The sequence below is a fragment of the Erythrobacter longus genome, from assembly GCF_000715015.1.
Taxonomy (GTDB): Bacteria; Pseudomonadota; Alphaproteobacteria; order Sphingomonadales; family Sphingomonadaceae; genus Erythrobacter; species Erythrobacter longus.
Genome location: NZ_JMIW01000003.1, coordinates 519,978 through 534,055, shown reverse-complemented (window position 1 = coordinate 534,055; position 14,078 = coordinate 519,978). Strand labels below are relative to the sequence as shown.

The 14,078-nt window shown below is 56.1% G+C and carries 13 protein-coding genes and 1 pseudogene; 3 read left to right on the top strand and 11 right to left on the bottom strand.

Annotated features, from left to right (window positions below):
* The 5 genes and pseudogenes from EH31_RS09660 to EH31_RS17860 all read right to left on the bottom strand — a co-directional run bounded on the left by EH31_RS09660 (position 1) and on the right by EH31_RS17860 (position 4,430).
* On the bottom strand, positions 1 to 285 hold the full coding sequence (locus EH31_RS09660; RefSeq protein ID WP_051699119.1) for a helix-turn-helix domain-containing protein: 285 nt from the start codon (positions 283 to 285) through the stop codon (positions 1 to 3).
* Positions 282 to 2,552 carry a type IV secretion system DNA-binding domain-containing protein gene (locus EH31_RS09655; protein WP_241765886.1) on the bottom strand — a complete coding sequence of 757 codons (2,271 nt, stop codon included), beginning with the start codon at positions 2,550 to 2,552 and terminating at the stop codon, positions 282 to 284. Before EH31_RS09655 ends, EH31_RS09660 begins: the two co-directional genes overlap by 4 nt.
* Before the next feature lie 118 nt (positions 2,553 to 2,670).
* Complete coding sequence (locus tag EH31_RS09650) at positions 2,671 to 2,961, bottom strand: ribbon-helix-helix domain-containing protein (RefSeq protein ID WP_034959937.1); 291 nt, start codon at positions 2,959 to 2,961, stop codon at positions 2,671 to 2,673.
* A 561-nt stretch (positions 2,962 to 3,522) separates the two neighbouring features.
* Complete coding sequence (locus tag EH31_RS09645; RefSeq protein ID WP_034959935.1) at positions 3,523 to 3,891, bottom strand: single-stranded DNA-binding protein; 369 nt, start codon at positions 3,889 to 3,891, stop codon at positions 3,523 to 3,525.
* Between the two features lie 270 nt (positions 3,892 to 4,161).
* Positions 4,162 to 4,430, bottom strand: a pseudogene (locus tag EH31_RS17860) (hypothetical protein).
* A gap of 311 nt (positions 4,431 to 4,741) precedes the next feature.
* Here EH31_RS17860 and EH31_RS09640 point away from each other — a divergent pair.
* Positions 4,742 to 5,374: a tyrosine-type recombinase/integrase gene (locus tag EH31_RS09640; RefSeq protein WP_034960182.1), complete on the top strand. Its 633-nt coding sequence runs from the start codon at positions 4,742 to 4,744 to the stop codon at positions 5,372 to 5,374.
* Positions 5,375 to 5,502: 128 nt separating this feature from the next.
* Here EH31_RS09640 and EH31_RS16915 read toward each other — a convergent pair whose 3' ends face one another.
* Positions 5,503 to 6,258, bottom strand: a complete 756-nt coding sequence (locus tag EH31_RS16915; protein ID WP_051699118.1) for a helix-turn-helix transcriptional regulator — start codon at positions 6,256 to 6,258, stop codon at positions 5,503 to 5,505.
* A gap of 176 nt (positions 6,259 to 6,434) precedes the next feature.
* Between EH31_RS16915 and EH31_RS09630 the strand changes: the two genes are divergently transcribed.
* The gene (locus tag EH31_RS09630) at positions 6,435 to 6,824 is read left to right on the top strand and encodes a hypothetical protein (protein WP_034959933.1); all 390 of its coding nucleotides are present in this window, start codon (positions 6,435 to 6,437) and stop codon (positions 6,822 to 6,824) included.
* A gap of 9 nt (positions 6,825 to 6,833) precedes the next feature.
* A complete protein-coding gene (locus tag EH31_RS09625) occupies positions 6,834 to 7,184 on the top strand; it encodes an HdeA/HdeB family chaperone (RefSeq protein ID WP_034959932.1) in 351 nt (116 codons plus the stop codon).
* Here the strand turns inward: EH31_RS09625 and EH31_RS09620 are convergent.
* Genes EH31_RS09620 through EH31_RS09600 form a run of 5 tightly spaced genes read right to left on the bottom strand, consistent with a single transcriptional unit; the run spans position 7,181 to position 14,071 of the window.
* Positions 7,181 to 7,693 carry a Pycsar system effector family protein gene (locus EH31_RS09620; protein ID WP_034959931.1) on the bottom strand — a complete coding sequence of 171 codons (513 nt, stop codon included), beginning with the start codon at positions 7,691 to 7,693 and terminating at the stop codon, positions 7,181 to 7,183. The two genes, EH31_RS09625 and EH31_RS09620, sit on opposite strands and share 4 nt — an antisense overlap.
* Before the next feature lie 4 nt (positions 7,694 to 7,697).
* The gene (locus EH31_RS16910) at positions 7,698 to 8,276 is read right to left on the bottom strand and encodes a DUF4136 domain-containing protein (protein WP_051699117.1); all 579 of its coding nucleotides are present in this window, start codon (positions 8,274 to 8,276) and stop codon (positions 7,698 to 7,700) included.
* Positions 8,277 to 8,300: 24 nt separating this feature from the next.
* Positions 8,301 to 9,515 carry a sodium/glutamate symporter gene (gene gltS / locus EH31_RS09610; protein WP_152553526.1) on the bottom strand — a complete coding sequence of 405 codons (1,215 nt, stop codon included), beginning with the start codon at positions 9,513 to 9,515 and terminating at the stop codon, positions 8,301 to 8,303.
* A 6-nt stretch (positions 9,516 to 9,521) separates the two neighbouring features.
* Positions 9,522 to 10,997, bottom strand: a complete 1,476-nt coding sequence (locus EH31_RS09605) for an efflux transporter outer membrane subunit (RefSeq protein ID WP_051699115.1) — start codon at positions 10,995 to 10,997, stop codon at positions 9,522 to 9,524.
* Positions 10,994 to 14,071: an efflux RND transporter permease subunit gene (locus EH31_RS09600; RefSeq protein ID WP_034959930.1), complete on the bottom strand. Its 3,078-nt coding sequence runs from the start codon at positions 14,069 to 14,071 to the stop codon at positions 10,994 to 10,996. Before EH31_RS09600 ends, EH31_RS09605 begins: the two co-directional genes overlap by 4 nt.
* Positions 14,072 to 14,078 lie beyond the last annotated feature (7 nt).

Below are 14,078 nucleotides of genomic sequence, written 5' to 3'. Positions count from 1 at the left end.
TCAAGCCACCCTGGCTTCGTCGTGCGCGAACATGGGGCGTGAGACATCGCCCAAGAGAAGCCACGCCGCGTCCAGAGCGAAGTCGTCGCACAGTCGTTTCAGGATGCTGCTAGGCGTCTCTGTCTGGCCATTCTCGTAGGTGATGAGCGTCTGACGTGCGATCCCGAGGTGTTTGGCGAGTGTCTCTTGCGTTTGACCGAGGGCAACCCTGGCGGAGCGAATTCGTCTTCCCAGACCCGCTCTAAAGTTTGACGAATTGTCCTTGCTGCGTTGAGGTTGGTTCACCGCCCAATCTCCTGGTCATCGTCTTCGATGCCGAAGTCGTCGCGGTCTTTCCGCTCGGAGCCGAAGCCTCGCAAATTCTCCTTGGCCAGTTCGCTTTCCTGCCTGTCTTGACGGCTGTGCAGGTCACGCGAATGTGCCGTTTTGTCCTTTGCGTTGGATCGTTCCTCGCTATCGCGCTGGACCTGTTTCTGACGCTCTCGATAGTCCTTTTCGCCCGTTTTCTTGAACCTGAATTGGTCGACGTGCTCATCAGCGTTCTTAGCGCCATCCGGATCGATGCGGCCGTCCTCATGTTTCGCAATCTCGCGCTCAGCCTCGTCGACCGCATGTCCCAAAGACCCTTCGACTTCCTTGCGCAGCTGCTCCGCCGCAAGCTCGGCATCGCTTCGCTCAACATCTGCTTCGATCACCTTTTTGGGCTTGTCGTCCGGACCGCCACCCTCACGCCCATCGACTCCCATTTCCGCGGCCTCATTGTCGCTTGGTTTGTAGTCGGCGGCGCGCATCTCGCGCACGCGCTGAAAGCCTTCGGCGACCGTCTCATAGTCGCGCCAACGCAGTTTGATGCGCGCAGCGGGAAAACCATCGGGGAATTTAATAAAGCCGTGCAGGCTCGGGAGATCCTTTATGTCTTCCGCCATAACCAGTTCTTCGATCTGTTTTCGCGGTGTGATCGTCGATGCATCGCGGCTGTTATTGTACCCGTAGGAATAGGCTTCATCCATCTGGCGAACTTCACGTCGGCCGATGAATTCAGAGCATTGCTCTGCGGTTTCGTGATCGGCCAGTTTGAGGATGAGCTTGGTGCCTGCAAGCGAGGTCAGATGGGTAGCGCCGTTTTCGCCATAGGTGTCCTTCAGAGCGCCAAAGGAGTGCATCCCAAGAACGAAAGCTCCGCCGACGGCCCTAGCCGTTTGAAGCCCATGCTCGATGGCAGGGAGACGGTGCAGCGCATGGACCTCATCAATCAGAAACCATGTGCGAAGATTACGGGTGCGGCCCATGCGGAAGAGCGCGTTGACCGCGAGGTCCATCCAAAGCGTCAATAGAGGACGATTGAGGACAAGATCGGGATGGCTGGATGTGATGAAAAGGATCGAGCCCTCCTTCACGTCCTCGGTCATCCACTTGTTGATCGAGAATCCCTTTTCACCCTTGGGAGGCTCGGGCAGAAAGCGGAAGACGTTGGCGTTCGCGTTGAAGGTGGCGCGGATTGATTCAGCCATCTTGGCGGCCGACGGAGACATGAGCGGGCCTGCAATCGTTCCTTCAAGCTGTCGGCTGATTGTCTTGAGGTCTGAATGCATAAGAAAGTAGGCGAGACCACCGTTCGAGCGCACGCCCATCTTGGTCATTTTCATGCACATTTCGACGAACAGCGTGCGAGCGGCCTTCTGCCAGAAATCGTCCTCAGCGTTATGGCCACTGGGAACGAGCGCGGCGGCTGCGCTCATGAACTCAGCGTAATTGTCGCAATCGTTGAAAATCGACCAAGGCTCACAGCGTTGATCCATGGGATTCAGGATTACGTCTGTGTCCCTATTGAAGAAGCTTTCGACGAGCCCGCCCGTGAGGTCGAACACCACGCAGCGATGCCCGCGCTCCCGCGCTTGGACGATGATTTTCTTGATTTCGGTTGTCTTACCAGCGCCGGTTGTTCCGACGAACATGGCGTGGCTTTGCTCAAGGCGCCACGGCACCGGAAGTCCGGCCATTTTATAGGGCTGGTGAAAGCCGCGCCGGATACGACTTTTAAGGTCTTCCTCAAGCACTTTTCGAGGGTCTTCGGAAGGGTCGCGTTCGTGACATTCCTGACTGTGCTGGGCCCAATTATGGCGCGCAATGGCATCCGCCAGTGTTTGTCTGTCGTTAACCAGGACGGAGCCGCGTTCGTGGCGTTCCGTAAGAATATCAGAGCCGCGCCGATTGGAAAAATCGACAAACCAAATGGTCAGAGGAACACAGATGAACGATGCCCCAATGAGCGCTGACACTGTCACCTGAATTGCCCGCGCCCATGCGGCTTCAACCGCAGGGTGATAAGGCACCATTTGCATCGTCCCGCGAACCACATCACCTGATGGTAGGGTAAGATTGACAGCCTTGGTTGGGTCGAGTGACATCCAATTCCAGGTGACTGCCATGAGGCGCATCAGGACGAGCTGCACTTCATGGTTCTTGAAGGTGAAAAATCCGAGGCCACAAAGCAGAATAATTGCCGTTGCAGCCCAAATAATCAGGGGCAGTCGTACCCCCGCCCAGGTCATCAGGATTTCGTGATGAAAGAGCTGTGATCCGCGCGTAAAATTGGTCGCGTTTCGCTTCACTCGTCCCCGCGCAGAATCGTGCGTAAGCGTGGCTGCGTTCTTGCTGAAGCGGATGTCCTCACGCATGATATTCACGCACGTTGGACAACGCCTGATTGATAAGCTCGTTGACGTCCTCGGGGTATTGCCGCTCAACCAGAAGAGAAAGCGCAAGCTGCGTGTGTTCGAGGATCGTGAGCGCGCGTTCCGTATTGAGAGCCATACCAAGCTTCAGGAGCGGTAAGCCGATATCAACGGAAATTCGGATGGCTTCGGAGCGGGAAACCCCGCGCGCCTTTGCAAGCTCGTCGATCTGATCAACGATGTGTGGGCTGAGAGTAACCCCGACACTTTGTAATTTGGTAACCATACATAACCTTCAAGGTTGTGCATGGTCTGGGTATCGCCGGGACAGTATAGCGCGAATAATCTTCATTGGAAGCCGTTTTGCGGCTGCAGTCGGCTGCAGCGCTAACTTACTGATTTTCAATGAGTGTGAGACACTGGCCAAAAAACTGCAGTCCGCTGCAGGTGAAAGAACAAGCAGAAGCTTCCGGCTAAGTCATTATTTGCAAATGATAAACTCGCTGCAGCAACCTACGGCTCAGCCGTGTTCGGTGTGCATACCACGCAGGGACTGAAGTACCCGCCCTCCCCGCACAATGCAATCGATCTATCAGCCTGATTCTTGGCGTTTAAATGGGAAGGCGCTTGGCCGGACGGCCTTGAGCGGTTTTGTTAATTGGGCCCAATGTTCTGCTTATGTGTCGCGTGGGGACACGTATGGCCACCATAAGCCCCCAAACTGCTCGTGCAAAACACGGGGGTGAGGCATGATCCTTAGGAGCAATATTCGGCTCAGAAAGAGGCACAAAAAGAGGCCCTGCCACCATGTGGCAGAGCCTCGGATTGTAATCGGGTTTTGGACGGGTCAGTCTTCGCTTGGACCCTTCCCGCGTGACAGAAATTCAACCTTGTCTGCAAGAATTTCGGTGCCGTATCGGGTCACGCCATCGGCATCGTCCCACTGCGTGTAATGGATCCGGCCCTGTACCGAAATGAGCTGACCTTTGGTGCAGTGTTCGGCGACGGTTTTTGACAGGCCGTTGAAGCATGTCACGCGGTGAAATTCGCTTTCCTTGGCGGTGTATCCGTTCTCATCTTTGTAAGTCTTGCCCTCGGCGTTTCGGGCCGGGCGATCGGTGACAACGGTGATCGCCGTGATGCTTGTTCCACCACTGGTTTGACGGGTTTCAGGATCGCGTGCGAGGCGGCCTGTGAGGATTGCGATGTTGGTCATGATGATGCTCCTTTTGCGCTTGACCGGAGACCATCTCCGGCTTGCGGACATCCGAAAGAAACAGGTCATGGGAGGACGGCACCGAAGGTCTGAAAGACCGAAGGGAAACGCCGCTCGCAAGGGGTGGTGCGGGCAGGCAGCCCAGCTGCCAACACGGCCCTTCGCGAGCGCGCGTTGCCGGCCTCAGCTGAGCTGTTCAGGACTGTTCGCGACAAAAGCCGGATTGGTTTCGGGCACAAGATGGAGGGAGTTCGTGGTTGACCGATCGGGTCAATTCTCTTCCGCCTCTTGCGATGCTGCGAGAAGGTCCAAGAAGTTACGTACCGTCTCGCAATCATCCTCGTCTTCGAACGCTACATCAAGGCCAGGTGTAGCTCCCAGCATATGCAGAAACGACCAACACGCGAAGCGTTTGCCGCGATCCTGCTCCAGTCAGAAATTCACCCGGCAGTGCTCAAGGCCATGTGCCAAAACGTCAGGGTTTACCGAGGACAAGCATGCGTTGCGAAATAGCGCTGAAGGAGATCGTCTAAAAGCATCGAGATGGAAGATATCAGTGGTTCGGCGCTGCACAAAGTCTTGCGCGAGAATGCTACGGGAGTTCATTCTACAATCGTATGCGCATCTTATGACATGGAGTGCATGGGAGGAGCCATACAAGCTGCTTTGTTTCAACGATTGACACCGTGCTAAGGGTAGCGCCCCTTTCGCCCGACTTCGCTTCATTTTTTTGGAGCTTCCGCGAGAATGCTATGTCTGCAAAGCGCCCCAATCCAAGACGCAAGGTTCCGAATTCTTAGCGCCCGAAAGCGGACAGTCTCTGCGGCCATTCCGGCCAAGGAGAATGACAATGACTAACTCACGATTTGATCCGGCGTCACAAAGCAGAGTGCCGTGGAATTTCGGTGCCAAGATCGGACCCAAGCGTCCGTTCAATCAGAAGCAGATATGGGCGATCCGCTTCTTTCTAGATCGCGAGAAACGCATTCGGGATCGAGCGCTCTTCGATCTAGCGATCGATAGCAAACTCAGAGGGTGTGACCTTGCCGAGTTAAAGATTGGCGATCTGGTTAGCGGGCCGGAAGTCAGGACGAGAGCAACGATCACTCAGCGCAAAACAGGGCGGCCAGTCCAATTTGAGATAGCCAAGGACGCCCGAGAAAGTCTGTTTTCATGGCTCGAACTTCGAGGCGGTGCTGTTGAGGACTTTGTGTTCCCAAGCCGGGTGAACCATGCACGCCATCTCAGCACCCGCCAATATGCTCGGCTCGTTGATGAGTGGGTCGAAGCGATCGGACTGCGACCTGAGGAATACGGTACCCACTCGCTTCGGAGAACCAAAGCATCGATCATCTACAAGGCAACTGGCAATATCCGGGCAATCCAAATTCTGCTCGGGCATTCGAAAATTGAGAATACAGTCCGGTATCTGGGGGTCGACATTGAAGATGCGCTGTCTCTCGCAGAGAAGACCGAGATCTGACGTTCAGGCGGTTGCTCAGAAATTCTGAGTGACCGCTTGCAGCTTCGCTGCTGCACCACTTTTGCGACAAGGGCTGGGAGTGAAAGCGTACTTTCGAAAGAGCAATGCACTAAGTGGCGCCACTCGTGCTACCTATGCCGCAATTCACCAAGGGTCGAGGCACGCAGCGTTGCAGTCACGCGGTTTCCAACGTCCAGTTTTCTAAAGGCCCGCTCCAGATAAGTGATTACACTGCTTTCTGTGATGTGCAGGATTTCCGCGATGACACCGTTGCTCTTGCCCTCTGCAACCCACGACAGAATTTCCCTTTCGCGCGGGGATAGACGCACATTTTGGGGAAGTGGCTTGTACAAGAGCTGGCAGTAGCGTTGATGCGCGACCTGACAGCAAAGCTGAATGGTGATCATCGCCTTATTGTCGAAGTCGGGTCGATACTTCCCAAAGCCGATGGAGATATACCCTTCCCGTCCGTTCGGGCCGTATGCGGGGACGTGAATACCAACGCCAACTTTGCTGGCCGCAAATTCCAGATAGTCACGCTCAGCCTTGCTCAATTTTGTTGGGCGCGGGGTGTCGTCCCACCATTTGGCCTGGCCGCCCGACAACACCTCATGAATGGTCGGTTCGATCCGGATCATCCGATTGTCTTCAAAATGGCTTACAAGCTCGGCCGGAAAGCCAACGCAGATGACATTGAGCCCGATGGGGTCCGATGAGCCGATAGCGGGCAAGTGATGATAGGCAAGGGCCTTAGCCCCAAGAAGCGACGCAAATCGCAAGCAAACCACATTGAGCCTCGCTACACGTTCACATTCGCGCACATCTTCCTGAAACGCTACTGCAATCTCATCGCTGATTATCTGGCCGGTCTTTATCGCCCGCATTCATGCACCTTTTTGTATTGTCGTTACCGCATGTCGTGGACCTACAGGACATAGCCTTTGCCATCGTTTCGTCTACGATCCATCGAGAAGGATGGGTAGAAGCTCGTACCGCTAAGCAGATGAACGCAGAGCCATACGAAGTCTAACCTGACAGTCGGGAGTTTGGGGATCGTGGAATGTTGAAAGCCGGTCTGGGCTTGGCCTGTATCATTGGTTTGCTTGCGTCGCCAGCAACCGCACAGTCTCGCGACGGGCGTTACCTCGAATCCCGATATGATTACTGTCAGGAGCGCGCGCGTGCCTTTTCTGGCTACGATGGCCGAGTCCCCGATCGCTATTTACCTGGTGGTGCCCTTGATGGAGCAGCCAAGGGCTCTGGCCTCTCGGCTCTGGGTGCTTTGCTGTCTGGAAAAAACAAAAAAGAGCGAAAGAAAGCGGAGCGGCGCGGTGCGATCATCGGTGCGATCGTTGGCGCTGCTCGGCGAAGTGAAGCGAAGAAAGAACAAAAACGCAAAGCTCGGGTTTACCGGCTTGAGCTTGATGCGTGTATGCGTGGCGGACGCTAGGAGGACGAGATGAAACTGACTAAACTATTGGCTGGAGCGGTCCTCGCAGGGAGCTTGATCACGTTGAGCGCGGCTTCTGCGCAAGAGACGCAAGCTGAGACCTCTGCGCCGTCACTCGGACTTGAATCGGACGAAAAGCTCGATCTGGCTGATCTTCGGTGCTGGGATGTTGTTACCCTTAATGAAGATGATCGAGGCTTCGCGATGGTCCTGCTTTACGGCTACGCTCGTGGCGAGAAAGGCGTTTCAGCCATGTCCCCTCGCGATGTTCAGGTCGCCGTCGTCAACACGATGCAGGAATGCGTTGATAAGCCCGACGCAAAGGTCTTGGACGTGCTCAAAACGCACATCCGTTCTTAGAGCGTTCCGGCGCTTGCTAACAACTGACTGGCGAACAGCACTGAGAATGTGACGCCGGCGCTTGCCAGTGCGGTGACAAAGCGCTTTCTTTTGCTCTCCCTGAGTATTGAGATTTGCAGCAGCTCATGGGCGATCTCGTCGACAGGATCGCAGCTTTCCGCTGCGGCGATCAAAGCCTCTGACGATCCATGACGGTCTGGGTGCAGATAGAAGATGTGTGACCGGCCATCAGAGGTTTGCTCCTTCGCCGATTTCCGCATCGGATAGAGCACATAGCCAAACAGCGCGATCGGCAGGATCACCAGCAGCCAGGCGATCACAATGGTCACTATATCCCCGGAGCCCGGATCATTGGCCATACGCCCAATATCGCCGATCACATTCAGAGCGAATATATAGCCCACGCCGACGAATTGCGCCTTGGTGTCATACGCCCTGACCGATATCTGCGCTTCATCAAGGCTATCCTTAAGAAGCGCAAAGGTCTGCTCTTTGGAGTGCTCGCTCATCGGTTCAGCTAGGCGGGAATTCCGCAAGGATCAGCTTTACATCTTGCGCTGCCGTATTGCTCTCTCCTCGCAACTCGGCCCGCGTCAAATTTCGTTGGCCCGTGCCATGCCAAACTGGCGCTTTGCGTCCCACATCGTAAATGTCGATCGCAAGGGTGCCTTCGGTGTACTCGCGCAATTCGGTGCGGGTTGCGGGCATGGTCGGAATACGCGGCCAATAGGGTGTCCCCCACGTCCATGCTGCACGTGACTGCATGAAATAGTCAGGGACCTGTATCGAGTTGACGCCATCACGAGTACCAATCGTGAACGACACCGCAAAGTCAGCCCGCGCCACATCCTGCGTAAATACGTAACCCCGCGCGGTCAGATCGCTCTTGATGGCCTCGGCGACTTCTTGCGTGACCATTGGCGGAATAGCGCGATTGTCCACAGAGACCATCGGAGCCTCGCCAGCCCATGCAAAAGTCTTGTAATCGGCAAAACTCTGGGTCTGATCATAGTCGGAGAAAATCCGGCCGCTGGTTGCGCAACCGGCCAGGGACAAAGCGGCCGCCAAAGTGAGAACCGTGCGTAGCGTCATGTCGTTTACTCCCGAATGTGAGTGTTACAGCGTCAAAAAGAACTGGATGAGGAAAGCGTTTGCGACATCGACGAAGAAGGCTCCGACCAGTGGCACAATGATAAAGGCCGTGGGTGCAGGCCCATGCGTTTTGGTCACAGCGGACATATTCGCAATCGCCGTCGGCGTTGCACCAAGGCAGAAGCCAGCAAAGCCAGCGGAGAGCACAGCTGCGAAGTAGTTCTTACCCATCAAGGGGAACACCACAAACAGGATGAAAAGCACCGCGACCAACACCTGAGCCGCCAGAATACCGAACAGCGGCCCAGCCAGCCCCGCGACTTCCCAAAGCTGCATTCCCATCAACGACATCGCGATAAACAGTCCGAGCGAGAAATCGGAAATCAGCGCGAGGGCCTTTGATCCAGTGGGCCACGCCACGCGCTTGAAAAGCAATGGGATCGTGTTGGTCATGGCGATGGCGACCATCATGCAGCTGACAAACAGCGGCAGCTTAAGCCCTAGCCCCGCGATGATCTCATTCAGGACAAACCCCAAAATCATCGCAATGTGAATGATCAGGATCGCTCCCATCAGATTTAGGTGCGTAATTGAAGTTTCGTCTTGTTTGTCGCGCTCGATACCCACCACCAGGTCCCCTTCGTGATCGGTGGTGAGGTCAAAACGCGTAAGTAGGAATTTCGCGATTGGTCCGCCCAAAAGGCTTGCGATCACAAGCCCGATTGTTGCCGCAGCCACGCCGATTTCCAACGCGTTGCCCACGCCTTGCTGATCAGAAATTGTCGGCGCCCATGCAATCGCGGTTCCATGGCCACCCGCAAGCGATGCCGAACCCACGAGCACGCCAACCCCACTGGGTTGCCCCATCGCGGCGGCGGCTGCGAATCCGACAACATCTTGGAGCGCGAGATAGCCCAGCGTCAGGCCCAGCAGAATGAGAAGCGGTTTCCCCCCTGCCAAAAGCTGCGCGAAGCGGGCGTTGATGCCGATAGTCGTGAAGAAGTAGATCAGGAATACGTCTCGGGCGTAGAGGCTGAATTCAATCTCAAGGCCAAAGACAAGGTAGGCAACGAGGCCTAGGATTGAGGCCACCATCCCGCCGGTCACAGGCTCCGGGATGTTGTATTTCTTGAGAAACTCGATTCGGCTCGTGACAGTGATACCAACAAAAAGAACGATGATACCGAGCGTTAGCGTAACGAAGTCGTCAAGCTGAAGGACACCGTTGAGCATTTCCATGGCGCGTTATTCGCTTGCGCCTGAGGGTTGCTGGCTTGCGTCTCTCCAGTCGCCACCAAGGGCCAGGCTGAGCTCAATGTACTGGTTGAGCTGCGCCCGCCTGAGCGCAAGAAGGCTGCTTTCTGCACCGAACACCCGCTGCTGAACGCCAAGAACATCGAACAGGTCGATTTCGCCTTGTCCGTACTGCAGATTGGAGAGCCTAAGCGCGTTGCGCGAGCGATCGGCTGACACTTCCAAAGCCAATCGCCGCGTCCTGAGAAACACGCCGCGATCCAGCGCGGATTCAACCTCAGTGAAGGCGTTGATCGCTGTGTTAGCGTAGATTGCGGTCGCTGCCTCCACGTCGGCATCCGCGATATCGACAGCAGCATCGAGCGCACCGCCTCGGAAAATCGGGGCGAGCAGATTGCCCGCCAACGTCCAAACGACGTTCGCCGGGTCAAGGACATTTTCCAGCTCAGACGAAGCGCCCCCGAGTGAACTGGACAGAGTTAGGCTTGGCAGGCGAGCGGCGCGCGCTTGTGTCGATGCGTTCAGCGCAGCCGCCACATCGCGCTCGGCTGCGATCACGTCTGGCCTTCGCTCCAGCAACTCTGAGGGCAGTCCAGCCCCTGGCGCTGCCGGTTGAGCGGGCAAAGCACTGGCCGTCTCCAAAAGACCAGCTGGATAACGACCTACAAGCGCTTCCAAAGCACGGCGGGCTTCGATTTCACCATTCTGAGCCGTGGCGAGACTGTCCCGCGCGGAGGCCAAGTCGGATTGCGCCAGCGAGACATCATATTCCGAGGCAAAACCATATTGGAAGCGCAATTCAACGATCCGCACAATCTCTGTCAGCGCATCAACAATACCCTGTGCGACCTCGACCTGCTGACGGGTTTCGATGATCAGGAAATATGTCTGTGCAACAGAAGCGGCAATGGAATACTGGGCGAACCGGTAATCGGCTTCAGCAGCTTGAGCGCTCGCTATCGTAGCAGCCTGACCCGCCTCGATCCTGTTCCAGAGATCAACTTCGTAGGAAACCTGAAGGCCCGCATTGTAGTTTGTGAAATTGCCAATGCCCTGCAAGGCTCGTTGCTGAGCCTGTGCAGCGTTAAGGCCGGTTGCGCCGTCCAAAGTCTCTTGGCGAGAGGCTCCTGCGCTCCCATCGACGAAAGGCAGCAAGGGCGCACCCGCTTGCCGCACGACAGCCTTTGCGCGGCGTACATTTGCGGCGGCGGCCTGAAGGTTGCGGTTATTGACCTGCGCTTCTTCAACCAGTTTGATCAGCACTGGATCGTTGAAGGCGGCAATCCACCCTACTTGCACCTCACCAACCCGTGCTCGGACGGATGTCCATTGGTCGGGTTTGGGAGGCACACTCCCAGCTGTCAGTTCCGCCGAACGCGCATCGTTTACGGGTCGCACGGATGTGCAGGCAGAGATGAGTGTTCCTGCCAGCGCAATGGTCGCCAAGCGCGCAAGCTGTTTGCTCATGCGACCGCTCCTTTGGATGAAGTGTCCGCCGTTTCATCGGGCGTGATGCCAAACGCCTTAGCGTAGAACACCGGAAGAATGATGAGGGTCAGCAAGGTCGCAAAGGTCAGCCCGAAGACCAAAACAACCGCCATCGATTTGAAAAACGCATCAAGGAAAAGGGGAATGACGCCAAGCACTGTGGTCAAAGAGCCCATCATCACCGGCCTCACGCGGCTTGCTGCGGAATCGAGCACCGCATCGAAGCGAGGTTTGCCCTCGCGTATCTCCAGATCCATCTGATCAACCAGAACAATGGCGTTCTTGATCAGCAAGCCCGATAGCGAGAGCAAGCCGAGGATCGCCATGAACTCCATTGCGGTGTCGGTGGCCAGCAGGCCGATGACCACGCCAATTAGGGCCAAAGGTACAATCAGCCAGATCACGAGCGGCTGTTTAAGCGCGTTGAACAGCACCACAACGACAAGAACCATTGCAAGGAAGCCTAACGGTAGCGTGCTAGCCAGGCTCTCATTCGCCTCAGCGCTGTCGCCGAACTCGCCGTTCCATTTAAGCTCATACCCTTCAGGCAGTGCGATCTCCTCAATCTGAGGGCGTAGGCGTTCGAAAAGAGTTGATGCGAGCTCTCCGGGCAAGGGATCGGCCTGAGCGTTGATGGTCCAAACACGGTCGACACGGCGCAATTTCGCGTTTTGCCAAACCGTTTCGAAACCATCGACGACCTCGAGGATCGGTACAGCCGATCCGCTGGTCTGGCTGAAAATCTGAACCCCTTGAAGCGCCGCCTCATCGATCCGTTCGCGTTCAGGTGCGCGCGAGATTATGCGGATGAGCTGATCAGCCTCGCGATAGACCCCAACGTCTCGACCGGAGAAATTGGTGCGAAGAGCATTGGCGAGGTCTTCGCGCGAAATGCCTAAACGGCGGCCGCTGTCGGCATCGTAAATGACCTCGACCACGCTGACGGGTTGTCGCCAGTCATCCTTGATCGATATCGCCCGGCCATCGGCGGCCATGATCGCCTTGGCCTTATCAGCCAGTTCGCGAAGGACCGTAATATCGCGCCCTGAGAACTCAGCCTCAATCTTAGAACCACCGCCCGGCCCAAGCTGGAATTGCCACACCTTTGCCTGAGCGTTAGGGAAGTTGACATCGATGTGCTGTTGTATCTGCGGGAGAAGACCCGCAATCGCGTCGTATGATACCGTACGGATCAGGAATTGCCCGTAAGACGATGTTGGCGATTCCGGAGAATAGACGAGCATGTACCGCAAGGTGCCCTGACCCACGAGAGTTTGGACGCCTTTGATACCTTCCATCCCATCCAGAAAGCCTTCCAGCTCTCGCATTTTCGCATCGGTTACCGAAATGTCCGTACCTTCGGGCATCGAGAAATCGACGACGATCTGCGGGCTGGTCGATGGCGGGAAAAACCCGGATTTGACGAAGTTGAACGCGAAAATCGCTGCAACAAACATCCCGACAACAGCGAGGATCGCCAAATTGGAGCGCGCCAACACTCCGCGCATCAAAGACCGGTAGCGTTTGAAAAACGGATGCTCGGGCTTTTCCTCGACCGGCCCATCGCTTTCCTTGAACAAAAGGTCGGCGAAGAGCGGGACCGCGGTGATCGCAAACACCCAACTAAACAGCAGCGAAATCATCACCACCCAGAAGAGATCGCCGGTAAACTCAGCCGTAGACCCTGGTGCAAAGCCGATCGGCGCAAACGCGATGATGCCCACCAGTGTACCGCCGAGCAACGGCCAAATCGTGCGCTCTACGATTTCCTTGGCAATCTCGAGCTTCTTGCGGCCTTGCTGCGTGCCGACAAGAATGCCCTCTGTGACCACGATCGCATTATCTACCAACATGCCAAGCGCAATAATCAGCGCACCCAGTGAAATGCGGTGCATCGGAATGCCCCAGACGAACATCACGGCGAGCGTGGCGGCAATCGTCACGATCAACGTTGCTCCAATGATGATCGCTGACCGCAGGCCCATGAAGAAGAACAGCGTGACCAAGACGATCACCAGCGCAGCGACCACATTGACGGCGAAGTTCGAGACCGCCTCCGTCGTCACTTTGCCCTGATGATAGAACTCATGAACTTCGATACCGAGTGGCCGCAAGGATTTGGTCTGATCAAGCTTGGCATCGATCGCTTCGCCCATCTTCGAGACATTGGCGCCCGAAACGTTCGAGACGCCGATGGCGATAGCGGGTTTGCCATTCCAGCGAACGATGTTCGCAGGCGGATCGATATAGCCTCTGGTGACGTCTGCCACGTCGCGAAGGGTCACGATTTGCCCTGACGTCGCGGTCGAAATCACGAGGTTGCGAATAGCTTCAACCGAGGCGATTTCACCGGTGATCTGAAGTCGGGTTCGGCGATCACCGAACTGCACGTCTCCTGCCGATGCAACCGAGTTTTGCTGATCCAGGTCAGCGTAAATCTGCTCTACTGATAGGCCAAGAGCGTTGGCCCTTTCGCGCGAGACCTCGACATAAATTGCCTCTTGTTGCGCGCCGAACAGCTGGACCTTGGCAACATCATCAACCTCAAGCAGGTCTGTCCTGAGCGACCGGACATATTCATACACTTCAGCGGACGAATACCCGTCTCCGGTTACAAGGTAAGACAGGCCATAAACGTCGCCAAAATCATCAGCGACATAGGGCGTGCTGGCACCGGGCGGGAGCTGCCCGGTCGCATCGGTCACCTTGTTGCGCAGCTTGCTCCAGATTTGTTGCAGGCTCTCTTTGCTCGGGGACGCGCTGTAGAGAATATCGACACTGATTTCCGACCGACCTGCGGAGGATACGGATCGCACCTCGTCGACTTCCCCCAATTGCTGGATCGCGCTTTCGAGTGTCTCTGTGACTTCGTTCGCGACCTCTTCGGGCGTTGCGCCGGGATATTGGGTCACCACTTGCGCGGTTCGGATCGTGAACTCAGGGTCCTCGAACCGCGCAATGTTCTGATAGCTGTACCATCCTCCCACCATTACCAGCGCAATGATGATGAACATGATCAAGCGGTTCTTGATCGAAAACTCAGCCGGTCCCATCGGATCA